The following is a 25,015-nucleotide window of genomic DNA, read 5'->3' as shown; positions in this document are numbered from 1 at the left end:
GAGCCGAGTGTTGGGTGCCAGATCTCCATCCTTGGCGGGAATGGGACTTTACCGGTTGAGGAAAGCGCTGTCAGAGTGCCGAATCAGCCAACCCCGCACCTTCCGCCCCACCCGCACGTGCTCGTCCGTCCCCTCGAACGGAGCTGATGCACATGAACCGCCGTACAGTCCTGGCCGCCGCCGTGGGCGCCGCGCTGCTCGTCCTGCCCGCCTGCACCGCCACCGGCGGCACCTCCAAGGGCGCCGAGGCCAAGGCCGCCGCCGATCCGTCGAAGGTCACCGGCGGCATCACGGTCCTCACCCAGCGGACCGACCTCGTACAGGACGGCACCATGAAGAAGTACGCGGCCGAGTTCAACAAGACGTATCCGAAGGTGAAGGTCGAGTTCCAGGCCCTCACCAACTACGAGGCCGAAGTCAAGATCCGGATGAACACGGAGAACTACGGTGACGTCCTGATGATCCCCGGGGTCATCAAGAAGAGCGACTACCCGAAGTTCTTCGCCTCCCTCGGCACCGTGGGGGAGCGCAGCCGGAAGTACCGCTTCACCGACTTCACCGCCGTCGACGGCAAGGTCTACGGCCAGAGCCCCATCGGCGTGATGCCCGGCTTCGTCTACAACAAGCGGGTCTGGAAGGAGGCCGGGGTCACCGACTGGCCCACCACCCCCGCCGCCTTCCTCGCCGACCTGAAGGCGATCAGGGCGAAGACGGACGCCGTCCCCTACTACACCAACTTCGCCGCGGGCTGGACGCTCACCTCCTGGACCTTCGTCAACGGCTCGGTCCACTGCGATCCGCAGGCCACCACCGAGCTGGCCGAGGGCGACCCCTGGGCGAAGGGCGCCGATCTGCGCGTGGGCGACACGCTCCTGTACGACATCGTCCACCAGGGCCTCGCCGAGAAGGACCCCACGACCTCCAACTGGGAGGCGTCCAAACCACAGTTGGCCAAGGGTGAGATCGCCACGCAGTGGCTCGGCACCTGGGCGGTCGTGCAGTTCCAGGACGCGGCGCGCAAGGCCGGCGCCGACCCCGACGACATCGGCTTCATGCCCTTCCCGGCCCAGGTGGGCGGGAAGTTCTGCGCGGTCGTCAGCCCCGACTACCACCAGGCCGTCAACGTCCACTCCCCGCACAAGGAGGCCGCCCGCGCCTGGATCGACTGGTTCACCGACAAGTCCGGCTACGACCGGGACAACCTCGCCATCTCCCCGCTGAAGGGCGCACCCCTGCCCGAGGTGCTGAAGCCGTACGAGGACGCGGGCGTGAAGCTCATCGAGCTCGACGACAGCAAGGGCGCCGACGTCAAACTGATCGACACCGAGTCGGAGGTCGGCATCAACACCCCCGACTACCGTCAGGACCTCGTCGACCTCGCCCGCGGCGCCCGCAAGGGCACCCTGGACGACTTCCTCGCGGACCTCGGCAAGAAGTGGACGGACACCCGGAAGACCGTGGGGTCCTGATGGCGGACACCACCGAGAGGCCGGCGGTGGGACGTCCCGGGGCGCGGCCGGTACGGGGGGACGCCCCCGTGCCGGCCCCGGCCCCCCGCCGGGCCCGCTTCTGGCGGCGGCTGACCCCCTGGCTGTTCCTCGCCGCGCCGCTCGCCCTGCTGGTCGCCTTCACCTACGCGCCGATCGTCAACATGGTGGCGTTCAGCTTCACCGACTGGGACGGCGTCAGCCCCGAGCTGCACTACACGGGCGCCGAGAACTACACCGAACTCTTCACCCGCCCCGAGCTGTTCGAGGTCTTCTTCGTCAGCGGCTACTACCTGGCCGCCTCGGCCGTGCAGATCGTGGCCGCGCTCTACTTCGCCACGGTCCTCAGCTTCGACGTCCGCTTCCGCAACTTCTTCAAGGGCGTGCTGTTCTTCCCGTACCTGATCAACGGTGTCGCGATCGGTTTCGTCTTCCTGTACTTCTTCCAGGACGGCGGCACCCTCGACTCGGTCCTCGCCCTGTTCGGACACCCCTCCGACCACGCCTGGCTCGGCACCCCGGTCTCCGCGAACACCTCCCTCGCGGGCGTCTCCGTCTGGCGCTACCTGGGCCTGAACTTCGTGCTGTTCCTGGGCGCCATCCAGTCCGTCCCGGGCGAGCTGTACGAGGCGTCCGCACTGGACGGCGCGAACCGCTGGCACCAGTTCCGGCACATCATCCTGCCCGGCATCAGACCGGTGCTGACGCTGACCGTGATCCTCTCGGTCTCCGGCTCGCTGTCGGCCTTCGAGATCCCGTACATCATGACGGGCGGGGCGACCGGCACCGAGACCTTCGTGATCCAGACCGTGAAGCTGGCCTTCCAGTTCAACAAGACGGGCCTCGCCTCGGCCGCCGCCGTGGTCCTGCTGCTGATCATCCTGGCAGTGACCTGGCTGCAGCGCCGCCTGGTCCCCGACGACAGGGTGGACCTCGTATGACCCGCCGCGCCGCAGCCCGCACCCTGGTGTACCTGTCGCTGGTCCTCGCTTCCCTGGTCGTGCTGCTCCCGCTGGGCGTGGTCCTGCTGACCTCCCTCAAGACCGACGAGGAGCTCGCCGACGACAGCGGGGCCCTGACGCTCCCGGACGACCCGCTGAACTTCCACAACTACGTGACGGCGTTCCAGGACGGCCGGATGCTCGCGGCCTTCGGGCACACCGCGTTCATCCTGGTGTTCTCGATCGGCGGGACCGTCCTCATCGGTTCCATGACGGCGTACGCCATCGACCGCTTCACGTTCCGCTTCCGCAAGCTGGTGGTGGCCCTGTTCCTGCTGGCCGCCCTGGTCCCCGGGGTCACCACCCAGGTGGCGACCTTCCAGATCGTCAACAGCCTCGGCATGTTCGACACGCTCTGGGCGCCCGTCGCCCTCTACATGGGCACGGACATCGTCTCGATCTACGTCTTCCTGCAGTTCGTCCGCTCGATCCCCGTCTCGCTGGACGAGTCGGCCCGCCTGGACGGCGCGAACGCGTTCACCGTCTACCGGAAAATCATCTTCCCGCTGCTGAAGCCGGCGATCGCGACGGTGGTGATCGTGAAGGGGATCACCGTCTACAACGACTTCTACATCCCCTTCCTCTACATGCCGTCGCAGGATCTTGGCGTGATCTCGACGTCCCTGTTCCGCTTCAAGGGCCCCTTCGGCGCCCACTGGGAGACGATCTCGGCAGGAGCGGTCCTGGTGATCCTGCCGACCCTGATCGTCTTCCTGGCCCTGCAGAGGTACATCTACAACGGCTTCACGCGGGGAGCGACCAGATGACCGGCCTCCCCCCACGGTGACGGGGCGCGCTCAGGCGGTCAGTGCCTTGACCAGGACGGGGGTCACCTGCTCCACCTGCCACGGCCGGGCGCCGAGCCCCGTGAGCACACCGGCGACCGACTCCCCGTCGAGAGGGACGGGCGGCTCCCAGCACACCCGCCGCACACTGTCCGGCGCGATCAGGTTCTCCTGGGGCATGTTCAGCTGCTCGGCCAGCGCGGAGACGGCGGCCCGCGCCGCGGAGAGCCGTGCCGCGGCGGCCGGGTCCTTGTCGGCCCAGGCCCGCGGCGGCGGAGGCCCCGCGACGGGCTGCCCCGGCTGCGGCAGCTGGGACTCGGCGAGCGTCTTCGCCCGCTCGACGGCGGCCTGCCACTGTTCCAGCTGGCGCCGGCCCATCCGGTGCCCGTAGCCGTTCAGCGCGGCCAGCGCGTGCACGTTCGAGGGGAGGGCGAGCGCGGCCTCGACGATCGCCGCGTCGGAGAGCACCTTGCCGGGCGAGACGTCCCGCCGCTGGGCGATGCGGTCCCGGGTCTGCCACAGCTCGCGCACCACGCCGAGCTGCCGACGCCTGCGCACCTTGTGCATGCCGGAGGTGCGGCGCCAGGGGTCCTTGCGGGGCTCGGGCGGGGGAGCGGAGGCGATCGCGTCGAACTCCTGGTGGGCCCACTCCAGCTTGCCCTGCCGGTCCAGCTCCTTCTCCAGCGCGTCGCGCAGGTCGACGAGGAGCTCGACGTCCAGGGCGGCGTACCGCAGCCAGGGCTCGGGGAGCGGGCGGGTGGACCAGTCGACGGCGGAATGGCCCTTCTCCAGGACGAAACCGAGCACGCTCTCGACCATCGCGCCGAGGCCGACGCGCGGGAACCCGGCGAGCCGCCCGGCCAGCTCGGTGTCGAACAGCCGGGTGGGCACGAGGCCTATCTCGCGCAGACAGGGCAGGTCCTGGGTGGCGGCGTGCAGCACCCACTCGACGTCGGTGAGGGCCTCGCCGAGCCCGGAGAGGTCGGGGCAGGCGACGGGGTCGATCAGTGCGCTGCCGGCGCCCTCGCGGCGCAGCTGCACCAGATACGCGCGCTGTCCGTAGCGGTAGCCGGAGGCGCGCTCGGCGTCGACGGCGACGGGGCCGGTGCCGGCGGCGAAGGCGGCGATCGTCCCGGCGAGGGAGGCCTCGTCGGCGATCACCGGCGGGATTCCCTCGCGGGGTTCGAGCAGAGGGGTCGGCTGAGGTGTGGGCGCCCCGGAAACAGAAGCAGTAGATCCGCCGTCGTCCGGAGGGGCGCCTCCGGTGGTTCGCAGTGAGCTGGCTGCTGCGGTTTCTTGGGCGTCGGTCACCTGTCAAGGGTATCCGTGTGTGGACGCCACCCGCCGACGGAACGTTCCGCCGACGGGGGCCGCAGGGTCGTAAACCGGTCAGGGCCGGGGAGGGGCCGCGAGAAGGCGCGGAAGTGGCCGGCGAGGGTGGGGAAGGGTGGAGGAGGGCCGGGGAAAGGCCGGCAAGGAGCAGGAAGGGCGGGGAAGGCGGGGAAGGGGCCGGGCGGAGGGGGGGGAAGAGGAGCCGGAAGCGGTCCGCCGACCGGGGGAAGGGCCGGGAGTGGGCCGGGAAGGCCGGGTGGGACCGGGGGAGGAGGAGGGGCGTGGGAAGGGGTTGGGCGAGGAGCCCGGAGGGACCGGAAGCCGTGGTCCCGCCGGGGTCTCAGTGGATGATGCCGGTCCGCAGGGCCACCGCGACCATCCCGGCGCGGTCGCCCGTGCCGAGCTTGCGGGCGATCCGGGCGAGGTGGCTCTTGACGGTCAGCGCGGACAGTCCCATGGAGACGCCGATCGCCTTGTTCGACTGGCCTTCGGCGACCAGGCGCAGCACCTCCACCTCGCGGCCGGAGAGCTCGCGGTAGCCGCCCGGGTGGCTCGGGGCACCCGGGGGGCGGCGGTGCAGCCGGGCGGCCGCGGATCCGATGGGGGCGGCACCGGGCCGGGTGGGGAGCCCGACGTTGGTGCGGGTGCCGGTGACGACATAGCCCTTCACACCGCCCGCGAGGGCGTTGCGCACGGCGCCGATGTCGTCGGCGGCGGACAGGGCGAGCCCGTTGGGCCAGCCCGCGGCGCGGGTCTCCGACAGCAGGGTGAGTCCGGAGCCGTCGGGGAGGTGGACGTCGGCGACGCAGATGTCCCGGGGGTTGCCGACGCGGGGACGAGCCTCCGCGATGGACGAGGCCTCGATGACGTCGCGCACACCGAGCGCCCACAGATGGCGGGTGACGGTGGAACGCACGCGCGGGTCGGCCACGACCACCATGGCGGTGGGCTTGTTCGGGCGGTAGGCGACCAGGCTTGCGGGCTGCTCGAGAAGAACGGACACCAGGCCTCCTGGGTGGGGGACGGAGCCGGTTCGGGGGCGGGTGGGGAGAGGGCGGCCCCGACGAACCGTGCTTTCAAGGTCACAGTCGTCTTCGGCAGCGGGCCCGGGGTCCTTTAGAAAATGATCACGATCTAGTGAGTAACAATACGTGCAATTCGGACACGCGATCGATCATCCGAAGAACGAATCGGTTTGGGTGGATGCGGTCCGGGATCGAAAGTGGCCGTATCGACAAAGAGATGGTCAATCAGGACGGCCAAATGGGTCGGCCGCCGTTTCCGGCGGCCGACCCACTCGTACAGCTGTACCTGACAGGCCCTCGGGGGCCCGTCCTAACGCGACTGCGGCCCCCGGCGCTGCGGCAGGGTCACCACCGAGGCGTCCCCGGGCCCCGCCGGGGGCAGACCCGCCACCTGGGCCAGCAGGTCGCACCACGACGCCAGGTGGGCCGCCGTGTCCGGCACCCCGCCCAGGCCCTCGCGGGGGGTCCAGGAGGCGCGGATCTCGATCTGCGAGTTCGCCGGCCGCTCCGCGAGACCGCCGAAGTAGTGCGAGCCGGCCCGCGTGACCGTCCCGCTCGGCTCGCCGTACGCGAGGCCGCGCGCCTGGAGCGCGCCGGTCAGCCAGGACCAGCACACCTCCGGCAGCAGCGGGTCGGCCGCCATCTCCGGCTCCAGATCGGCCCGCACCAGCGTCACCAGCCGGAACGTCCCGCGCCAGGCGTCGTGCCCGTCCGGGTCGTGCAGCAGCACCAGCCGTCCGTCGGCGAGATCCTGCTCGCCGTCCACGACGGTCGCCTCCAGGGCGTACGCGTACGGGGCGAGCCGCTTGGGAGCCGGGGTCGGGTCGACCTCGACCTGCGGTCGCAGCCGCGCCGCGCGCAGCGCGTCGACGGCGGCCCGGAACGGCAGCGGTGCCGACCTGCCTCCATCGCGCTCCCCCTCGTTCGCCTCGTCCATCCCGCCAGCGTCGTCCGACAGTCGTCCCTGAGCCGCAGCCATGCGGGGAAGATTAAGGGGAACGACGGCCTCGCGCAGGGCAAGACACCCGCGCGGGACCCGCGGGCGCCTGCGCGCTGGGCGAACACGGCCGCCGCCCGCAAGGGCCGAACGGGTGTCCCCGAGGCACGGCGGAAGGCGGTGCGGGCGGCGGTGGGGGCGGCGCCACCGGCTCCGGCGCCGTGCGAGACTTGCCGTCGTGAGCGCGAACGAGAGCCCCGCGGGCCGGCAGCCGACAGCGACGTACGACAGCCCCTTCCTGAAGGCGTGCAGGCGTGAACCCGTGCCGCACACCCCCGTGTGGTTCATGCGCCAGGCGGGCCGCTCGCTGCCGGAGTACCGCAAGGTCCGCGAGGGCGTCCCGATGCTCGAGTCCTGCATGCGGCCCGACCTGGTCACCGAGATCACCCTCCAACCGGTCCGCCGGCACGACGTGGACGCGGCGATCTACTTCAGCGACATCGTCGTCCCGCTCAAGGCCATCGGCATCGACCTCGACATCAAGCCCGGCGTCGGCCCGGTCGTCGAGCACCCGATCCGCACCCGCGCCGACCTCGCCCAGCTCCGTGACCTCACCCCCGAGGACGTCTCCTACGTCACCGAGGCGATCGGACTGCTCACCGCGGAGCTCGGCGCCACCCCGCTGATCGGTTTCGCGGGCGCGCCCTTCACCCTCGCGAGCTACCTCGTCGAGGGCGGCCCCTCCCGCACGTACGAGAACGCCAAGGCGATGATGTACGGCGACCCGCAGCTCTGGGCCGACCTGCTCGACCGTCTCGCCGAGATCACCTCCGCGTTCCTGAAGGTCCAGATCGAGGCGGGCGCGAGCGCCGTCCAGCTCTTCGACTCCTGGGCGGGCGCCCTCGCCCCCGCCGACTACCGGCGCTCGGTGCTGCCCGCCTCCGCGAAGGTCTTCCGCGCCGTCGAGCCCTACGGCGTCCCGCGCATCCACTTCGGCGTCGGCACCGGCGAGCTGCTGAACCTCATGGGCGAGGCCGGCGCGGACGTCGTCGGCGTCGACTGGCGCGTCCCGCTCGACGAGGCCGCGCGCCGGGTCGGCCCCGGCAAGGCGCTCCAGGGCAACCTCGACCCGACCGTGCTCTTCGCCGGCACCGAGGCCGTCGAGACCAAGACCCGCGAGGTCCTCGACGCGGCCGCCGGCCTGGAGGGCCATGTCTTCAACCTCGGCCACGGCGTGATGCCCTCCACCGACCCGGACGCGCTCACCCGTCTCGTGGAGTACGTCCACACCCGCACCGCTCGCTAGTGCCGTGACCGGAAAGGTTCACCGGCTCGCGACGCCCGGCACGGCACGAGCTTCCCGGCAAACCTTCCCGGTCACGGCACCAGCTCCGGGCTCTCCCCACGCCGTTTCCCCCGCACGCCCTTCCCCGGCCGGATAACCTTCGCGGACCGGGGGAGAGGGGGGACATCGTGGCGTGGGCCTTGCGGGAGGGCGAGCCCTGGCTGGTCCGCATCCAGGGGGACGACGGCCCACCGGCCGGATGCGGCTTCCTGGTCGCCCCCTCGCTCGTGCTCACCTGCGCCCATGTGGTGACCGCCGCCCTCGGCGTCAGCAGGTACAGCGAGAACGGCCCGCGAGGCCCGCTGTGGGTGGTCCGGTCCGGTACCGGACCGGAGGGGCGCCTCGCGGCCCACGTGGTGCCCGGCGGCTGGGTGCCCCTGCGGGAGTCCTCCGGCGATCTCGCGCTGCTGAGCGTGGACCTCCCGCTCGGCACCGCGCCACGGATCGGAACGGCCCGGAGCGGCGAGCCGGTCCGGGTGCTCACCCCGGACGGGGGGCTGCCGGGCGTCGTCGACGCGCTGCCCGGTGCCGACGAGCCGGACGGCTGGGGCCGGCTCAGCTTCCGCGCGGAGGCACCGCGACCGGGCAGCAGCGGCAGCCCCGTGGTCGACGACCGGGCCACCGTCGTCGGCCTCCTCACCGCCGTCGAGGCCACCCCGACGCCGGGGGGCCGCGGCCGCTTCCTGCCGCTGTCGACCGCCATGGAGCGGATCCCCGTACCGGGCCCGCGCCCCACCGGGCCGCTGCGCCGGCCGAACGACGGGCTCTCCTCCCGGGAGCGCGGCGAACTGGTGGAGGCCCTGCTGGCCGTGCCCGCCCTGCGCGACCCGTCGGCGTTCGGGCTGCTCACCCGGGAACTGCGGCACGAGGTCCCGGTGGTCGCCGCCCTGCGGGACGGCATCCCGTCGAGCCGGCTCAGAGCCCTGGAGCTGGTGCGTCTGCTCATGGACCACCCCGAGGGCCTGCGTGCGCTGGTCGAGGTCCTGCGGGTGTACGAGCCGGGCAGCTCGGCGGTGGAGGCGTTCGCGACGCTGGTGGACAAGGTCGCCCCGTCGCCGCTGCGCGCCGACGAGCGCGGGACCCTGCACCGGCTGCTGACCCGTGCCGAGCCGGCCGGGGCCGGCGTCCTGCTGGAGCGGGCGCGGCACCTGGAGGACCGCGGCGCACCGCCCGTCCTCCTGGACTTCGTCGCGGGGCTCGCCGACAGGGTGCCGGGAGAGGTCGGCGCGGAACTGGAGGCATGGCGGCGGTCGGTGGCCGCCCGGCTGGGAATCGAGCCGCCGCCCGAACGGACCACCGAGCCACCGGTCCTCGTCGTCGCCGTGGAGCCGGAGGCCCGGGCGCCTGACGCCCACCACGTGACGGTCTCGGCCCGCGCCGCCGACGGGACCACGACCTCGCTCGCGACGCACCACGGGCTGGCGCGCGAGGATCTGGGCGCGGTGATCGCGCCCGAGCTGCGCCGGTTCCTGGCGCGGACGGCCGTCCCCTCCGGCCCCGCCGGACGGGTCGAGTTCGTCCTGCCCTTCCGGCTGCTGGACGACCTGCGGGCCGAGGAATGGGACATCGGGGACGAGGGCGTGCGGCGTCCGCTCGGGGCGTATCACACCGTGGTCGTGCGGTGCACGGAGCTGCAGGACCGGGAGAGTCTGCGCTGGCGCTGGCGGGAGCGGTGGTCACGGCTCAAGGTGACCCCACCCGCGGAACGCGCACCGGTCTGGCTGGACGGCGCCGACAGCCGGGTCCTGCTGCTGGACGCCGGGGAGACGACGTTCCGGTCCTCGGGGGACCCGGTCGCCGCCTGCCTCCTCCAGGGCATCCCGGTGGTGATCTGGTCGAAGGGGGCGTCGCCGCAGACGGAGGAGGAGCTGACGGACCTGGCCCGGACCGTGCCACTGGAGGCGATCCCGGAGGCGGTGCGCTCCCTGCGGAGCCGACGGAGCACGACCGGCACCCGGGAGCGGGTGGGCCTGCTCTTCGCCGACCCCGAGCACGCGCTGCCCGACGGAGGGCGGTGACCCGTGGACCCGAGCGCCGTCCGCCACGCCCTGGGACTCCTCGGCGGTGTCCCGCACCTCACCCTGGACCTCGTGCTCGACCGGGCGCCGTCGATGGACCTGTGGACCCGCACCGTGCACGACCTGCGGGAGACTCTGAGCCAGGGCCCGTTCCCCGGCGTCCGGGTCCGGACCGTCGACCTGGCCGCACCGGGCGAGCCGCGGACCGGCGACACCGTGCGGCCCGTCCCGGGACAGCAGGTCCTGCTGGTGGTGAGCGACTGTGTGGCACCCGCCTGGCACGACGGCCGCGCCCACGCCCTGCTCGACGACTGGTGCCGCTTCAGCGCCACCGCTGTCGTCCAGCCCCTGCCCCCGTCGCTGCGCCATCGGGTGGGCGTCCCGCTCGCCCCGTTCCACTGGTCGGCGGCCCGTCCCGTCACCCCCACCGCCTGGCTGACGTGCGGACTCCAGCCGGGCAGTCTGGAGGAGGCCGCCGGCCTCGAGGCGGACTGCGCCGTGCCCGTGCTGGGCCTGGAGGACGGCCGGTCCTTCACCGACTGGGCCCGTCTCGTGGCCGCCCGCACGGCCGAAGGGTACGACGGCGAGGGCATGCCCCTCGGCCTCGCACCCGGCGCCTGGGACGGCCTGGGCGCCGTCGCCCCGCCGACCGGACCGGCCGCCCTGGTCCGGACGCTGGAAGCCGTCGCGGGCCCTGCCGCGGTCCGGCTCGCCGCCCTGCTGGCACTCGCCCCGCTGGTCACTCTCGACCTGATGGGCGCCACACAGCGCAGCCTGCTGCCGGACGCGGACGACACCGTCGCGGAGGTCTTCCACAGCGGACTGCTGGTCCGCGCGCCCGAACGCGACCACGAGGCCGGCGGGCAGCGCGCCCTCGTCCTCGTGGACGGGGCGGCGGACCTGCTCGCCGGGACACTGACCCGTTCCGACAGGAGCCGTTCCCGGGACCTGGCCGAGCAGTTCCTGCCGCGGGAGGCCTGGGCGCGCGACGCGCGCAGGGTGCCGTCGTCCGTGCGGCTCGCGCACGCCGTCCGCCGCGACGGCCCCGCCCTGCGCGTCCGCTCCGAGCTGCCCGCCCGCAACAACCGCTTCGTCGGGCGTGCGGCACTCCTGGACACCGTCCGCTCCACCCTGCACCGTTCCGACGGCGACGGACTGTGCGTGCTGCACGGCCTCGCCGGGGTCGGCAAGACCCAGACGGCTCTGGAGTACGCGCACCGCCACCGGGGCGACTACGACTTCGTCTGGTGGACCCGGGCCCGCGACGCCAGGGGACTCGCCCTCTCCCTGGCCCGGCTCGGCGACGAACTGTCCGTGCCGCCGGGCCCCGACGGCCTCGCCCCCGTCGCGGACGTCCTCGACCGGCTGCGCACCGGCCGCGTCGACCGAGGCTGGCTGCTCGTCCTCGACAACGCCGACCCCCCGGCCCAGCTCGTCCCGATGCTCCCGCTCGGCGCCGGCCACATCCTGGTCACCAGCCGTCACCTCAGCTGGACCGAGGAGACGGCCCATCCGTTACGCGTGGCCCCGCTGGGCAGACGGGAGAGCCTCGTCCTGCTGCGGGCCCGCGCGCCCTGGCTCACCGACGCCGACGGGTACGAGGTCGCCGAGCGGGCCGGCTGTCTGCCGCCGCTGCTGATCCAGTTGGGCCGCTCCCTGTCCAAGCGCCGCCTCGACGTGGCCGAACACCTCGCCGCCTTCGACCGGCTCTGCGCCAAGCTGCTGCTGGCCTACGGACTTCCCGACTACGACGTGAAGCTCGCCGTCGTCTGGCAGCAGGCCGTGGCGGAACTGGCCGCCGCCGACGCGGACGCCGCCGAACTGCTGCGGGTGCTCAGCTGCCTGGGCACCGGCCCCGTCCCCTACGAACTGCTGTCCGCGGCGACCGGGGCCAAGCCCTCCACCGGCCCCGACGGCGTGCTGCACGACAAGGTCGCCCTCCACCTGGCCCTGATGCGGCTGTCCGACGAGGACCTGGCCACCGTCGAAGGCTCGGGCGGACCGGTCGAGGTGCACCCCGCGCTGCAGACCGTGATGCGGCAAGTGGTCATGCGGCCCGACGAGTACGCCAGGGCCGAGGACGCCGCGCTGGGCCTGCTCGCGGCGGCGCTGCCCGCCGACCCCGGCACCCCGTCCGGCCGGGCCCGGATGACCGAGATCGCCCGTCGGCTGGACCTGCCCGCGGCCCTGCGCGCCCAGCCCGAGCACACCTACGACCTCGTCCTCGCGGTCATCGGCCACCACGCGGCCGTCGGGGACACCCGGATCGCCGGCCGACTGGCCCGGGCCGCACTCGACGTCTGGGGCAGGCGCTTCGGCGCGGATCCCGTCCGGATCGCCGCCCTGCGCGCCCACGCCGAACATCCGTCCGCGTCCCTGCCCCCCTCCCCGTCCGCGCCCTCGACCCCGTCCCGCTGAACCACGTACCGCTCGCACCACCCGTACCGCCCTCCGAAGGAGCCGCCTTGCGCCCGCTGACCGACAACCCCATCTCCGACTTCGGCGACGACGCCTTCCGCTTCGAGCCCTACGTCGACGTGCTGCACGCGGCCGTCGAGCAGGCGACGCCGCTGCCCCTCACCGTCGGCGTGTTCGGCTCCTGGGGCACCGGGAAGTCCAGCTTCCTGCGGCTGTGGCAGCGGCGGCTGGAGGACCGGAAGGTACGCACCATCTGGTTCAACCCCTGGAAGTACGACCGCAAGGTCGAGGTATGGGCGGCCCTGCTGCACACCATCCTGGCGGAGATGGAGGGCGAGGAGGGCCTGAAGGAGAAGGCCCTGCGGCTCGCCAGGGCCGCCACCTGGCTCTCGGTGCGCGCGGGACTCGGCACCGCCGCCTCGGCGGCCACCGGCGGCATGATCAAGGGCAGCGACGTCGACGCCCTGCTCACCACGCTGTCCCGGGGCGACGCCGAGCAGTACCGCCAGATCAACCGGTTCGAGAACGACTTCCGGGACGCGGTACGGGAGTTCGTCGGCGAGGACGGGCGGCTGGTGGTCTTCGTCGACGACCTCGACCGCTGTACCCCGGACTCGGCGATGACCGTGCTGGAGTCCCTCAAGCTGTTCCTCGGCGAGTCCCAGTGCGTGTTCGTCCTCGCCCTCGACCTCGACGTGCTGGCCGCCGTCGCCACCAACAAGTTCGGCGACGCCTTCAAGGACGCGCCCGCCGAGGTCGTGTCGGGTCTGGCCTACCTCGACAAGATCGTCCAACTGCCCTTCTTCCTCCCGGACGTGGGCTTCGACACCCTGCGCGAGGCCTTCACGCCGTACGTCCACCAGCCCATCGACGACGAGGCCTTCTGGGAGCTGCTGCGCCGCGGCCTGGGCGCGAACCCGCGGCGGCTGAAGCGGTTCGTGAACGTCTTCAACATGGCGATGGAGGTCAGCATCGCCCAGGCGGGCGGAGCCTCGCTGGGCCGGGCGTTCCACCTGCAGCTGGCGGTTCTCCAGGTGATCCGCAGCCGGCATCGCGCGTTCTTCCACGTGCTGGCCGCCGAGCCGAGGTCCTGGGGCACGCTGGCCACCTACTTCCGTCAGGTTCAGGACGACCCCGCGGAGCGCCCCCGGCTCCTCTCGGGACTGCCCTCCGAGCTGCACGCGTTCGGCACCGACCGGGCCCTGGAGAAACTGCTCACCCAGCGCGGCTCCCTCGGGGTGCCGGCGCCCGACCGGCAGACCGTCCGCTCGATGATCACGACGCTCCGCGCCGCGGCCGGTCCCGACGACCTCGTGCCGTCGCACGACTGAGCCACCCGCGACGCCGGGCGGCCCCCGGCCGCACCTCACCGGCCCGCCCGCACCTCACCACCCCGGCCGCACCTCACCGGCCCGCCCGCACCTCACCACCCCGGCCGCGCCCGCCGCCCGAACAGCAGCCCGCGCGGCTCCGGGGGCGGCGGGGTGCCCGGCTTGAGCGGCCAGGCCAGCAGCATGCCCGCGAGGAAGCCGACGACATGCGCCGCGTACGCCACGGTGCCCGCCTCCGAGACCCCCTCGCCGGAGGAGTACACCGCCTGGAGCCCGAACCAGAAGCCCAGCACCAGCCAGGCCGGCAGCCGCAGCGGCAGGAAGACCAGGAACGGCACCAGGACCCACACCCTGGCCCGCGGATACAGCACCAGGTAGGCGCCGAGCACCCCGGCGATCGCCCCGGACGCGCCGATCAGCGGGTCGGTGGAGTCGGCGTTCAGCAGCGCGAAGCCGTACGAGGCCGCGTAGCCGCAGGCGACGTAGAACAGCGCGAAACGGATGTGGCCCATCCGGTCCTCGATGTTGTTCCCGAAGATCAGCAGGAACAGCATGTTGCCCAGCAGGTGCAGCCAGCCGCCGTGCAGGAACATCGCCGTGAACACGCTCAGCACCGGTGACTTGGTGTAGTCCGGCGGGCCCAGCGCACAGCCGCCGCCGCGGACGCCGCCCGTCGGCACGAGCTGCGGGAGCTGATCGTGGATCAACTCGCGGGGCACGGCGGCGTAGTGCTCCAGGAAGGCGTGCAGATGGCAGGTCTGCGCCAGGGCGCTGTCGCCGGCCACGGAGCCCGACAGCCCCGGCATGAACCAGAAGACCAGCACGTTCGCCGCGATCAACGCGTACGTCACCACGGGCGTGCGGCGCACGGGGTTCACGTCATGGACGGGGATGACCACAAGGAAGTACTGCCCCCGATCCGTTCCTCGAATCGGTGAACGCCCTCCGCGGCGGCCGCGTATGAACCGGCAACCGCCCGCGGTGCGGGGAAGGCGGACCGCGGGGACGACGTGAGGAACAGACGATGAACGACCGAGTTACCCCCACCATGCACGCCTCGCCCGACGGCGAGGCGGAGATCGCCCTGGTCATCCGGCTGCCGTGGGAGGACGTGGCCCGGCTCGGTCAGGAGGCCGGGCGGCTCGCCGCGCAGATGCAGCGCCCGGTGACGCTGGACGAGGCCGTGTCGCACCGGCTGCGGACCCGGCCCGCGTCCGCCGCGCACGCGAAGCCGGCGGAGCAGGTCGCTGCCGCGGCGCAGGTCTCCGCGCTGCCGCGGCTCGGGACGGCGTAGGCGCAGGCGCGGGGAACGGTGCCGGGTGCGGGTGAGCGGGGACCGGTCGCACGGGTCCCCGCGCCCCCTCACGTGGGCTGCGCCGCCGCCCGCAGCCTCGCGGCCGCTTTGCGGGCGGCCACCAGGACCGGGTCCCAGACCGGGCTGAACGGCGGGGCGTACCCCAGGTCCAGGGCCGTCATCCCGTCCACCGTCATACCGGCCGTCAGGGCCACCGCCGCGATGTCGACCCGCTTGGCCGCGCCCTCCCTGCCGACGATCTGGACGCCGAGGAGGCGGCCGGTGCGCCGCTCGGCGAGCATCTTGACCGTCATGGGGGAGGCACCGGGGTAGTAGCCGGCGCGGCTGGTGGACTCGACGGTGACCGTCTCGTACTGCAGGCCCACCCTGCGCGCGTCCTTCTCGCGCAGGCCGGTACGGGCGATCTCCAGGTCGCAGACCTTGCTGACGGCGGTGCCGACGACCCCGGGGAAGGTGGCGTAGCCGCCGCCGACGTTGGTGCCGATGACCTGGCCGTGCTTGTTGGCGTGGGTGCCGAGCGCGATGTGGCGCTCCTGCCCGGAGACCAGGTCGAGGACCTCCACACAGTCGCCGCCCGCCCAGATGTCGGTGTGGCCGCGCACCCGCATCGCCAGGTCGGTGAGCAGCCCGCCGTGCGGGCCCAGGGGCAGGCCGGCCGCCCTGGCGAGAGCGGTCTCGGGGCGCACGCCGATACCGAGGACGACCACGTCCGCCGGGAACGCGGTGTCCCGGGTCACCACCGCCCGCACCCGGCCGTCGTCGCCGGTGGTCAGCCCGGTGACCTCGGCGTCGTTGACCATGGTGATGCCGAGGCCCTCCATGGCCCGGTGGACCAGGCGGCCCATGTCCGGGTCCAGGGTGGACATCGGCTCGCTGCCGCGGTTGACGACCGTCACCTCGTAGCCGCGGTTGATCAGCGCCTCGGCCATCTCGACGCCGATGTACCCCGCTCCGACGACCACGGCCCGCTTCCCCCGTGCGCGGGCCAGCGTGTCCAGCAGCGCCTGGCCGTCGTCCAGCGTCTGCACCCCGTGCACGCCGGGGGCGTCCACGCCCGGCAGGTCCGGGCGGACCGGCCGGGCCCCGGTCGCGATCACGAGCTTGTCGTACGACGTCCAGGACGTGTCCCCGGTGTCCACGTCACGCGCGCGTACCCGCCGTCCGGGCACGTCGATCTCCGTGACCTCGGTGCGCAGCCGCAGGTCGATCCCGCGCGCGCGGTGCTCCTCGGGGGTGCGGGCGATCAGCTCGTCCCGGTCGGTGACGTCGCCGCCCACCCAGTACGGGATCCCGCACGCCGAGTACGAGGTGAAGTGGCCGCGCTCGAAGGCGACGATCTCCAGCTCCTCCGGCCCCTTGAGACGGCGGGCCTGGGACGCAGCGGACATGCCCGCCGCGTCCCCGCCGATCACGACCAGTCGTTCCCGCGCAGGCATGCTCATACGAACACGCTACGGGGAAGGCGTACTTCAGTCCCCCTCGGGCCCGCCCCGCGCCCGGCGGCGCGACAGCCGCAGCCAGGCCAGGACGAGCAGCACGGCCGGCACGAGGAACGGCAGCACCGCGCCGAACACCACGGCGATCCAGCGCAGCACGCCCACGAACGCGTCCCAGCCGCCCGCCAGCGCGTCCAGGAAGCCGGGGCCGTCGTCCTCGGCCGCCTTCGGGGCCGGCTTCTCCGACAGGCTCAGCGTGATCGTCGCCAGACTCGTGCGGTCCTTCAGCGACGCCTGCTGGGCGAGCAGCGCCTCCAGGTCGGCCTCCCGGCTGCTCAGTTCACCCTCCAGGGTGACCACATCGCTCAGCTTGGTGGCCCGGTCCATGAGTTCACGGATCCGGGCGACGCTGGCCCGCTGGGACGTGATGCGGCTCTCGACGTCGACGACCTGGTCGGTGACGTCCTGGGCCTTCGCCGTGCGCTCCAGCAGCTCGCCCGTGCCCTGGAGCCCGGCGAGCACCTCGTCGTACCGCTCGACCGGCACGCGCAGGACGACCCGGGTGCGCTCGGTGCCGTCCCCGTCCCGGCTGGTGGTCTCGTCGCCGACGTAACCGCCCGCGTTCTCGGTGGCCGTACGGGCCTCGTCGAGCGCCTTGGGGACGTTCTTGACCCGCACGCTCAGCGAGGCGGTGCGGATGATGCGGTTCGCGGTGAGCTTCGGCACGGGTGAGGCCTGGGAGCCGCTCGTCCCGGCGCCCGCCTTGGCGTCGGACCGGCCGACCTCGCCGGCGGCGGCCTTGTCGGCGAGGCTCGAGCCGTTGCCCCCGGAGTCGCTCGCGCTGCTGCACCCGGTGAGGGCGAGCGCCGCGGCGAGCAGGACGCCCGCCAGGGCGTGGACGGGCCGTGCGGATCGTCGTGCGTGCATGTGGCGTACCCCCGAGGGCTGAGACGACTGACGCTCCTTCGACGCCGGGGCGGCCCGGGACGTTGGACGGAATCGGTTCCGAAGCGGTCACGGTCGGGACTCGGCGGGGCCACATGGCCCTGGCGGCGGTGCCGGTGGGGTCTGAGAGAGTGGGGGGCATGAGCGCAACGGGTCCGCGTGCGGGGCAGCACGTCGTCGTCATCGGAGCCGGCATCGCCGGCCTGGCCGCCGCCCACCGGCTGCTGGCGCGCGGGGCGCGGGTGACCGTGCTGGAGGCCTCCGAGCGGGTCGGCGGCAAGCTGCTGCCGGGTGAGATCGCGGGCGTCCGCGTGGACCTCGGCGCCGAGTCGCTGCTGGCCCGCCGCCCCGAGGCGGTCGCCCTCGCCCGTGAGACGGGACTGACCGACCTGTTGCAGCCGCCCGCCACCGCCACCGCCTCGATCTGGACCCGCGGCGCCCTGCGCCCCATGCCCAAGGGCCATGTGATGGGCGTCCCCGGCACCGCGGCCGCCCTGTCCGGCGTGCTGTCCGAGGAGGGACTCGCCCGCATCGAGCGCGACGCCGACCTGCCGCGCACGGAGGTCGGCGAGGACGTCGCGGTCGGCGAGTACGTGGCGGCCCGCCTGGGCCGGGAGGTCGTCGACCGCCTGATCGAACCCCTCCTGGGCGGGGTGTACGCCGGTGACGCCTACCGCATCTCGATGCGCTCTGCCGTACCGCAGCTCTACCGGGCGGCGCTCACCCACACCTCGCTCACCGGGGCCGTCCGCGAGATCCAGGCCCAGGCGGCCGCCCAGCAGCAGACCGGCCCGGTCTTCATGGGTATCGAGGGCGGAGTGGGCCGGCTGCCGCTCGCGGTCGCCGAGTCGGTCCGCGCCCGGGGCGGCGAGATCCACACGCGCGTGCCCGTCACCGGCCTGCGCCGCGAACCGGACCGCTGGCGGATCACCGCCGCCGGGCGCACGCTGCACGCGGACGCCGTGGTCCTCGCCGTGCCCGCGCCCGCCGCCGCCACCCTGCTGGCCGCCGAGTCCCCGGCCGCCGCCGCCGAGCTGCGCACCGTCGAATACGCCTCGATGGCCCTGGTCACCCTCGCCTACCGCCGCTCCGAGGCCGCCCTGCCCGAGGGCAGCGGCTTCCTCGTCCCGCCGGTCGACGGCCGCACCATCAAGGCGTCGACGTTCGCCTCGCAGAAGTGGGGCTGGATCGCCGGCGACGACCCGGACGTGCTCGTGCTGCGCACCTCCGTCGGGAGGTACGGCGAGACGGAGATCCTCGGCCGCGACGACGCCGGTCTCGTCGAGGTCTCCCGCCACGACCTGCGCGAGGCCACCGGTTTGACCGCCACGCCCCTGCGGACCCGGGTCACCCGCTGGACGGACGGCCTGCCCCAGTACCCCGTCGGCCACCACGCGCGCGTGGCCCGCGTCCGCGCGCACGTGGCGAAGCTCCCCGGCCTCGCGGTGTGCGGCGCGCAGTACGACGGCGTCGGCGTCCCCGCCTGCATCGCGAGCGCCCACGCGGCCGTCGACCAGATCCACGGCGACCTGAGCGCCGTACAGGAGCTCACCGCCCACCCGGTGCAAAGTCTGCACGGCGGAGCAGGAGAATGAGAACCATGAGTGACGACGCCCCCACCACCGAGTCCGGCAGGATCCCGAACAAGGGCAAGCTGGCCAAGGACCTCAACGAGGTCATCCGCTACACGCTGTGGTCGGTCTTCAGGCTGAAGGACGTGCTGCCCGAGGACCGTACGGGCTACGCCGACGAGGTCCAGGAGCTGTTCGACCAGCTCGCCGCCAAGGACGTGACGGTCCGCGGCACGTACGACGTCTCCGGCCTGCGCGCCGACGCCGACATCATGATCTGGTGGCACGCCGAGACCAGCGACCAGCTCCAGGAGGCGTACAACCTGTTCCGCCGCACCCGGCTGGGCCGCGCCCTGGAGCCGGTCTGGTCGAACATGGCGCTGCACCGCCCCGCCGAGTTCAACCGCTCCCACATCCCGGCGTTCCTCGCCGACGAGACGCCCCGCGACTACGTGAGCGTCTACCCCTTCGTCCGCAGCTACGACTGGTACCTGCTGCCCGACGAGGACCGGCGCCGGATGCTCGCCGACCACGGCAAGATGGCCCGCGGCTATCCGGACGTCCGCGCCAACACGGTCGCGTCCTTCTCCCTCGGCGACTACGAGTGGATCCTCGCCTTCGAGGCCGACGAGCTGTACCGCATCGTCGACCTCATGCGCCACCTGCGCGCCTCGGAGGCACGGATGCACGTCCGCGAGGAGGTCCCCTTCTACACGGGCCGCCGCAAGTCGGTGGCGGAGCTGGTGGCGGGCCTCGCGTAAGCGCCCCCGAAAGGGTCGTGGGGAACCGCGCGACCGGCCACCGCCGGCCCACGGTTCCCCACGACCTCACTTCTTCGGCGCGCTCGCCCGCGGTTCGGCGTGCCCCGCGCACGCGGCACGCCGGGCCGGCAGGCGGTCCTCCAGCAGATACGCCTCGACGTGCCCGTTGACGCACGGGTTCGGCCCTCCGGCGATCCCGTGCGTCCCCGAGTCCCGCTCGGTCACCAGCACCGCCCCCGACAGCCGCCGCTGCATCTCCAGCGCCCCGTCGTACGGCGCGGCGGCGTCCCGTTCGGCCGCGAGGATCAGCGTGGGCGGCAGCTCACCGGGCCCGGTCCGTACGTCCACCGGCTTCTGCCGGGCGGCCGGCCAGTACGCGCAGGGCAGGTTGGCCCACACGTTGTCCCACGTCTCGAACGGCGCCACGCGCGCGAGCCGGGTGTTGTCGCGGTCCCACACCTTCCAGTCCGTCGGCCAGGGCCCGTCGTTGCACTCCACGGCCGTGTAGACGGCGGCGGAGTTCTCCGACTCGGCCGCGGACTCGGTCACCGGCCCCGCCTGCGCGATCAGTTCCTTCGGGTCGCCCCGCAGATAGTCCGACAGCGCCTGCGCCCGGTACGGCCAGTAGTCGTCGTAGTACGCGGCCTGCAGGAACGCGCTCTGGAGCTGCGCCGGTCCCACCTTCCCGCCGGCCGGCTCCGCCGCCAGCCGCTCCCGGGCCCGCTCATAGGCGGCCAGCACCTTCTCGGACGTGTCGCCCAGCCGGTACACCGAGTCGTGCTTGGCGACCCACTCCCGGAAGTCGGTCCAGCGGCTCTCGAACGCCACCGACTGGTCGAGGTTGTTGCGGTACCAGATCCGCTCCGGGGCCGGGTTGACCGCGGCGTCGAACACCATCCGCCGTACGTGCGAGGGGAACAGGGTCGCGTACACCGCCCCGAAGTAGGTGCCGTACGACGCCCCCATGAACGTCAGCTGCCTCTCGCCCAGCGCGGCCCGCAGGACGTCCAGGTCACGGGCGTTGTTGAGGGAGTTGTAGTGCCGCAGTCCGCTGCCGGTCCGCTCGGCGCAGCCGCGCGCGTACGCCTTCGCCTCGGCGATCCGCTCCCGCTTGTACGACTCGGAGGGGTGGACGGGCGCCTCGGAGGGGCCCTTGAAGAACGCCTCGGGGGCCTGGCAGGACACCGGGGCGGAGCGGCCGACGCCGCGCGGGTCGTAGCCGACGAGGTCGTACGCCGCGCCGATGCGCTTCCACTCCGGCAGCAGGCCGGCCAGCGGGAAGTACAGCCCGGAGCCGCCCGGTCCGCCCGGGTTGAAGACCAGCGCGCCCTTGCGGGGCACCCGGTGCTTGCTGTTGTGCGGGTCGTGCTGGGTGGCCCTGACCCGGCTGACGGTCAGTGCGATCTGCCGGCCGTCGGGACGCCCGTAGTCGAGTGGGACGCCGACCGTGCCGCACTCCATGCTGCCGGGCAGGTCCTCGGCGTCGGAACACCTGCCGAAGGCGATGCCCCGTGCGGCGGCCCGTGCGGCGGCGAGCGCGACACCGGCGGCAGCGGCACCGGCCCGGGGCGAGCCGGGGCCGCCCGGGGTGGTGGGAAGGCCCCCGGCGGGGGCGGCGGAGAGGGTGGTCAGGAGCAGGGCTCCCATGGCCGAGTAGAGCGCGGCGGCTCTCATGCGCGTGTCCCTTCGGTGCGCGGCGGAGACAGAAGGGATGTTTCGTACGGCCGTGAGGCAAGGCAAGCACCGCCTGCGGGTGTCGGCGCCAATGCTCCAAGTGCGCCCCCGGGAAGGGGGACGCGCAGGGGTCAGGGCTCGCGATGGGCGAACGCTGCGCGCAGATCGGGCTCGTCGACCGCGCGGATGCCGAGAACGGCCACGGACGTCAGGTACGAACGGTCGTCGTCCGCGGCGCCGTCCCGGGCGCCGGTCCGCCGGGCCAGGGTGCCCAGCAGCCGCTGCCCGGCCGGCGAGGCCCAGCGCGCGTAGGGGGGCACCTCGACCCGCGCTATCGCAAGACAGCTCAGGGTCAGCGCCAGGGGCAGCGCGAACCACAGCGCGATCAGCCCGCGCGGCATCCCCGTACCGTCGGAGGGCACCGGCATCAGCAGCGCGACCGCGCCCACCACCGGCACGAACCCGGCCGCCAGCCGCACCTGGCGCACCCCCGCCTCGACAGTCGTACGGGCCCCGTCGGGCAGCGCGAGCCCCGCGCCGACCAGCCGGTCGGCGAGACCGCGCACCGCGGCGGCGGACGCCGCCCCGGCCCGCGCCGGAGCGATCCGCGACTGTCCCCCGGGCCCGATGGCGCCGATCACCGACCGCTCCATCTCGTCGCGCCCGCGCGGGTCCACGACGGTCGCCCAGCCGGTGCGGGCGAGCAGCAGCCGCCGCTGCCGGGCCATCGACACCATCGTCAGATCGGCGACCCGGCCGGGCCCGCCGGACAGGAAGGCCGCCTCGTAGAGCGTCAGGTCGTGCCCGCGGCCCGCGCCCGCGTCCGTGGTGTCCACAGCCGCCGCGCGGACGGCGGCCAGGCACAGCCGGGTGCACGCCGTGCCCGCGGCCGCCCAGGCCAGCAGCAGGAGAAGTACCCAGAACATGACACTTTTCTATGCCGTGTACACGGGAAAACACCATGCCCTGTTCATCATGCGGACGGAGCGTTGCGGGTAGGTGACGTTCCGCTCGGCTCAGGACGGCGACGGCGTCAGCGGCACCACGACCCCGGGGGTGGCCGTGGGCGAGGGCGTGCCGGTCGCCGCGAGGTCCCGGGCCAGGGCCTCGAAGTCGACGTACCCGGTGGCCTCCAGGATCTCGATGTGATCGAGGACGGTCGTGTTGGCGTCGTCGGCGAGCGCCCGCACCAGCGAGTTCTGGGTACCGGCCCGCACCTGCGCCACCACGGTGAACACCCGGCCGTGCGCCAGCCGCAGGATGTTGGCGAACTTCCGGTCGAAGTCCACGCCCTGCGCCGCGTTCAGCTCCGCCAGCCAGGCCTTCTGCTGGTCGCTGGGCTCGTTCGGCAGACCGACCCCCAGCTTCGCCGCCACGTCCCGCACCCGCTCGTCCAGGAACAGGTGCCCCTGGACGAGGTGCTGCCCGGCCGTCCGTACGGCCGCGGTCGTGCCCTTCCGCTGCGCCAGCTGCCCGGCGGGCAGCTCCCACAGCCCGGCCAGCCGGACCTTCGTGACGAACTCCCGGTCCAGCGGCGACAGCGCACCGTACTGCGTGAGCACGGTCTGCGCGTTCAGGACGTCCGCCCCGGCCGCCCCGGCCGGCGACTGGTTCGAGTACGACGCGACGGGGATGAACAACGCCACGCAGGTCGCGGCCAGACCCGTGACGATGATCCCGGTCCCGCTGAAGATGCCTCTGCCCTTGACGGGCGGTCGCGGTCGCATGGGGGCCTCCTGCTCACGGCACCGCACGCCAGTGCGTCCGGGGCGCGAGAAGGAATATTACTGCCGAGGAAACCTGACCTCCGCCCTGGGGTGAGGGAACGGTGAACACCCCCTAGCGCCCGATCAGCTCCCGGCCTCTCCGCGCCGCCCGGACCAGCCGCGACCCCGGCCGCGGCGCCGGCCCCGACCGGTCCCGCCACCAGGTGCGCAGCTCCCGTCGGACGCGCCCCCGCGCCTGCGGGCCGTCGAGGAGCACCCGCTCGACGAAGTCCAGGGCGTCCTGCCGGTAGCCGCCGCGCATCGGATGGCCCTGGGCGTACGCGAGGAACGCCGCCCGGTAGCCGTCGCCGAGGATGACCGGCAGCTCCGGCGCCACCTTGGCCACCACCCCGGCCCGCTTCGCCGCCAGCGCCCGCGCCTGCACCCCGATCCGCACCCGGTCGAAGCCCTCCGGTACGGGAGTCCCCGCGACGAGCGCGGACAGCAGCGCGGCCTGGGCCAGCCCGAGCCGCTGCCGGGTCGCGTCGCTTACGCCGGTGCCGGTGCCGGTGCCGGTGCCGGTGCCGGTGCTGGTGTTGGTGCCTGTTCTTGTGCCGACGCCGGGGGTGAGGGCGGGAGCGGGTGAAGGAACGGGGGCGGGTGCCAGGGCGACCGCCGTTCCCGTCCCGCCGCCTCGGCCACCGCCGGCACCGCCACCGACTGCGCTCGCGCCGACTCGTTCCCTCGGCGCGCCCCGCCCGAGGCGTCCGCCCCGACCGGCCCGGGCCGCCGCCCGCGCGTCCCGGCCGAGCCGGACCAGCTCCCGCTTGACCGCGAGCCGCTCCCCGTCCCGCACCGCCTCCCGGATCGCTTCCAACTCCTGCTCCAGCAGGGCGGGTTCCGGGAAATTGTCGTCGCGCTCCAGCAGCACCCCGGGCGGCGAGACCCGGGACGCGAGGTCGGTCAGGATGTCGAGGACCGGACGGGGTACGGGATGGGCGTGGCTGTCGTGCCAGACACCGTCCCGCACGAACCCGCCCGCGACATGGACGTAGGCGAGGGCCTCCACGGGCAGGTCACCGAGCGCCTCGGCGGGGTCCTCGCCGCGGTTGACGTGATTGGTGTGGAGGTTCGCCACGTCGATCAGCAGCCGTACGCCCGTCCGGTCGGCCAGCTCGTACAGGAACTGGCCCTCCGTCATCTCCTCGTCCGGCCAGGCGATCAGCGCGGCGATGTTCTCCACGGCCAGCGGGACGGGCAGCGCGTCCTGGGCGATCCGGACGTTCTCGCAGAGCACGTCGAGGGCGTCCCGGGTGCGCGGTACCGGCAGCAGATGACCGGCCTCCAGACGCCCGGTCGCGGTCAGCGGGCCGCCCGCGCGGACGAACGCGATGTGCTCGGTGACCAGCGGCGACCCCAGGACCGAGGCGCGCTCGGCGAGGGCCGCGAGCCGTCCCTCGTCGGGCCGTTCGGCGCCGCCGAGCCCCAGACCGACGCCGTGCGGGACCACGGTGACCCCGCGCTCACGCAGCCGGGTGAGGGACGCGGGGAGGTGTCCGGGGCAGGTGTTCTCCGCCACGACCTCGACCCAGTCGATGCCCGGCATCCGCTCCACCGCGTCCGCGATCTCCGGCCGCCAGCCTATGCCCGTTCCCAGTCGTGCCATGGTCACCGCCTCCTTGGTCCCCCCTCGGTGGTGACGGTGGTATGACCCCGCCGTCGACCGCCGAACCACCCGGCGCCCACCTTCAGAGCTACATTTGAGGTTCGGCCGGACGCTCGATGCCCCCGGCGGGCGCCGACCCACGAAGTCGCCGGACGCCGCGATCACCGGGTGCGCAGGGCGGGGTGATCCGCGACGACCGTGGGCCGAGCCCGAGGGGCTGTCAGTGCGCCCTGGGAACTCCTGCACTCCGCGCGTGGTGTCG

General features: G+C 73.4%; 20 protein-coding genes. 10 read left to right on the top strand and 10 right to left on the bottom strand.

The annotated features are described in order from the left end of the window. Positions 1-152 precede the first annotated feature (152 nt). The 3 genes from U5640_RS08445 to U5640_RS08435 are packed head-to-tail and all read left to right on the top strand — an operon-like array spanning position 153 to position 3,255. Positions 153-1,469, top strand: coding sequence for an ABC transporter substrate-binding protein (locus U5640_RS08445; protein WP_340375168.1), 1,317 nt, complete (start codon positions 153-155; stop codon positions 1,467-1,469). Then, positions 1,469-2,428 (top strand): sugar ABC transporter permease, encoded by a 960-nt coding sequence (locus tag U5640_RS08440; RefSeq protein WP_340375167.1) that lies wholly within the window; start codon positions 1,469-1,471, stop codon positions 2,426-2,428. The genes U5640_RS08445 and U5640_RS08440 overlap by 1 nt, the downstream gene beginning before the upstream one ends. Further along, positions 2,425-3,255 (top strand): carbohydrate ABC transporter permease, encoded by an 831-nt coding sequence (locus U5640_RS08435; protein ID WP_340375166.1) that lies wholly within the window; start codon positions 2,425-2,427, stop codon positions 3,253-3,255. Before U5640_RS08440 ends, U5640_RS08435 begins: the two co-directional genes overlap by 4 nt. Positions 3,256-3,285: 30 nt before the next feature. Here the strand turns inward: U5640_RS08435 and U5640_RS08430 are convergent, their stop codons facing one another. From U5640_RS08430 to U5640_RS08420, 3 genes are all read right to left on the bottom strand, one after another. Next, a complete protein-coding gene (locus U5640_RS08430) occupies positions 3,286-4,584 on the bottom strand; it encodes a ribonuclease D (RefSeq protein ID WP_340375165.1) in 1,299 nt (432 codons plus the stop codon). 361 nt (positions 4,585-4,945) lie between these two features. Beyond that, positions 4,946-5,608 carry a response regulator transcription factor gene (locus U5640_RS08425; protein WP_059202319.1) on the bottom strand — a complete coding sequence of 221 codons (663 nt, stop codon included), beginning with the start codon at positions 5,606-5,608 and terminating at the stop codon, positions 4,946-4,948. Between the two features lie 332 nt (positions 5,609-5,940). Next, positions 5,941-6,609 (bottom strand): DUF3000 domain-containing protein, encoded by a 669-nt coding sequence (locus tag U5640_RS08420; RefSeq protein ID WP_340375164.1) that lies wholly within the window; start codon positions 6,607-6,609, stop codon positions 5,941-5,943. Positions 6,610-6,805: 196 nt separating this feature from the next. On the opposite strand from U5640_RS08420, the gene hemE reads away from it, so the two are divergent. From hemE to U5640_RS08400, 4 genes are all read left to right on the top strand, one after another. After that, entirely contained in the window at positions 6,806-7,873 is a 1,068-nt protein-coding gene (hemE, locus tag U5640_RS08415; protein ID WP_340375163.1) for a uroporphyrinogen decarboxylase, read from the top strand. A gap of 167 nt (positions 7,874-8,040) precedes the next feature. Beyond that, positions 8,041-9,930: a trypsin-like peptidase domain-containing protein gene (locus tag U5640_RS08410; RefSeq protein ID WP_340375162.1), complete on the top strand. Its 1,890-nt coding sequence runs from the start codon at positions 8,041-8,043 to the stop codon at positions 9,928-9,930. Positions 9,931-9,933: 3 nt separating this feature from the next. Beyond that, the gene (gene fxsT / locus U5640_RS08405; protein WP_340375161.1) at positions 9,934-12,348 is read left to right on the top strand and encodes an FxSxx-COOH system tetratricopeptide repeat protein; all 2,415 of its coding nucleotides are present in this window, start codon (positions 9,934-9,936) and stop codon (positions 12,346-12,348) included. A 47-nt stretch (positions 12,349-12,395) separates the two neighbouring features. Beyond that, a complete protein-coding gene (locus tag U5640_RS08400; protein ID WP_340375160.1) occupies positions 12,396-13,679 on the top strand; it encodes a P-loop NTPase fold protein in 1,284 nt (427 codons plus the stop codon). A gap of 92 nt (positions 13,680-13,771) precedes the next feature. Here the strand turns inward: U5640_RS08400 and U5640_RS08395 are convergent, their stop codons facing one another. Then, on the bottom strand, positions 13,772-14,578 hold the full coding sequence (locus tag U5640_RS08395; protein WP_340375159.1) for a rhomboid family intramembrane serine protease: 807 nt from the start codon (positions 14,576-14,578) through the stop codon (positions 13,772-13,774). 125 nt (positions 14,579-14,703) lie between these two features. On the opposite strand from U5640_RS08395, the gene U5640_RS08390 reads away from it, so the two are divergent. Beyond that, entirely contained in the window at positions 14,704-14,973 is a 270-nt protein-coding gene (locus U5640_RS08390) for a hypothetical protein (RefSeq protein WP_340375158.1), read from the top strand. Positions 14,974-15,041: 68 nt separating this feature from the next. Here the strand turns inward: U5640_RS08390 and U5640_RS08385 are convergent, their stop codons facing one another. Both U5640_RS08385 and U5640_RS08380 read right to left on the bottom strand, forming a co-directional pair. Continuing rightward, the gene (locus U5640_RS08385) at positions 15,042-16,436 is read right to left on the bottom strand and encodes an FAD-dependent oxidoreductase (protein WP_340375157.1); all 1,395 of its coding nucleotides are present in this window, start codon (positions 16,434-16,436) and stop codon (positions 15,042-15,044) included. Positions 16,437-16,463: 27 nt separating this feature from the next. Then, positions 16,464-17,357 (bottom strand): DUF4349 domain-containing protein, encoded by an 894-nt coding sequence (locus tag U5640_RS08380; protein WP_340375156.1) that lies wholly within the window; start codon positions 17,355-17,357, stop codon positions 16,464-16,466. A 158-nt stretch (positions 17,358-17,515) separates the two neighbouring features. Between U5640_RS08380 and hemG the strand changes: the two genes are divergently transcribed. Together hemG and hemQ are read left to right on the top strand one after the other, a co-directional pair. Continuing rightward, positions 17,516-18,970 (top strand): protoporphyrinogen oxidase, encoded by a 1,455-nt coding sequence (gene hemG / locus U5640_RS08375; protein WP_340375155.1) that lies wholly within the window; start codon positions 17,516-17,518, stop codon positions 18,968-18,970. Positions 18,971-18,975: 5 nt separating this feature from the next. Then, positions 18,976-19,707 (top strand): hydrogen peroxide-dependent heme synthase, encoded by a 732-nt coding sequence (hemQ, locus tag U5640_RS08370; RefSeq protein ID WP_067246835.1) that lies wholly within the window; start codon positions 18,976-18,978, stop codon positions 19,705-19,707. Between the two features lie 66 nt (positions 19,708-19,773). On the opposite strand, the gene U5640_RS08365 is transcribed toward hemQ, so the two are convergent. The 4 genes from U5640_RS08365 to U5640_RS08350 form a co-directional block, all read right to left on the bottom strand. Next, entirely contained in the window at positions 19,774-21,381 is a 1,608-nt protein-coding gene (locus U5640_RS08365) for an alpha/beta hydrolase (protein WP_340375154.1), read from the bottom strand. Positions 21,382-21,512: 131 nt separating this feature from the next. After that, the gene (locus U5640_RS08360) at positions 21,513-22,307 is read right to left on the bottom strand and encodes a TIGR04222 domain-containing membrane protein (protein WP_340375153.1); all 795 of its coding nucleotides are present in this window, start codon (positions 22,305-22,307) and stop codon (positions 21,513-21,515) included. A gap of 90 nt (positions 22,308-22,397) precedes the next feature. After that, positions 22,398-23,108 (bottom strand): DUF4142 domain-containing protein, encoded by a 711-nt coding sequence (locus tag U5640_RS08355; protein WP_340375152.1) that lies wholly within the window; start codon positions 23,106-23,108, stop codon positions 22,398-22,400. Between the two features lie 112 nt (positions 23,109-23,220). Next, complete coding sequence (locus U5640_RS08350; protein WP_340375151.1) at positions 23,221-24,753, bottom strand: DUF692 domain-containing protein; 1,533 nt, start codon at positions 24,751-24,753, stop codon at positions 23,221-23,223. Positions 24,754-25,015 lie beyond the last annotated feature (262 nt).

Origin of the sequence: Streptomyces sp. SS7 (genome assembly GCF_037993025.1) — a bacterium.
Taxonomy (GTDB): Bacteria; Actinomycetota; Actinomycetes; order Streptomycetales; family Streptomycetaceae; genus Streptomyces.
This window is presented reverse-complemented; position numbering and strand designations above follow the sequence as displayed.

Coding starts and splice junctions, on each gene's coding strand:
- U5640_RS08445 (WP_340375168.1), top strand. CDS start 153: ATGAACCGCCGTACAGTCCTGGCCGCCGCCGTGGGCGCCGCGCTGCTC.
- U5640_RS08440 (WP_340375167.1), top strand. CDS start 1,469: ATGGCGGACACCACCGAGAGGCCGGCGGTGGGACGTCCCGGGGCGCGG.
- U5640_RS08435 (WP_340375166.1), top strand. CDS start 2,425: ATGACCCGCCGCGCCGCAGCCCGCACCCTGGTGTACCTGTCGCTGGTC.
- U5640_RS08420 (WP_340375164.1), bottom strand. CDS start 6,609: ATGGCTGCGGCTCAGGGACGACTGTCGGACGACGCTGGCGGGATGGAC.
- U5640_RS08390 (WP_340375158.1), top strand. CDS start 14,704: ATGAACGACCGAGTTACCCCCACCATGCACGCCTCGCCCGACGGCGAG.
- U5640_RS08385 (WP_340375157.1), bottom strand. CDS start 16,436: ATGAGCATGCCTGCGCGGGAACGACTGGTCGTGATCGGCGGGGACGCG.
- U5640_RS08380 (WP_340375156.1), bottom strand. CDS start 17,357: ATGCACGCACGACGATCCGCACGGCCCGTCCACGCCCTGGCGGGCGTC.
- hemG (WP_340375155.1), top strand. CDS start 17,516: ATGAGCGCAACGGGTCCGCGTGCGGGGCAGCACGTCGTCGTCATCGGA.
- hemQ (WP_067246835.1), top strand. CDS start 18,976: ATGAGTGACGACGCCCCCACCACCGAGTCCGGCAGGATCCCGAACAAG.
- U5640_RS08365 (WP_340375154.1), bottom strand. CDS start 21,381: ATGAGAGCCGCCGCGCTCTACTCGGCCATGGGAGCCCTGCTCCTGACC.
- U5640_RS08360 (WP_340375153.1), bottom strand. CDS start 22,307: ATGTTCTGGGTACTTCTCCTGCTGCTGGCCTGGGCGGCCGCGGGCACG.
- U5640_RS08355 (WP_340375152.1), bottom strand. CDS start 23,108: ATGCGACCGCGACCGCCCGTCAAGGGCAGAGGCATCTTCAGCGGGACC.
- U5640_RS08350 (WP_340375151.1), bottom strand. CDS start 24,753: ATGGCACGACTGGGAACGGGCATAGGCTGGCGGCCGGAGATCGCGGAC.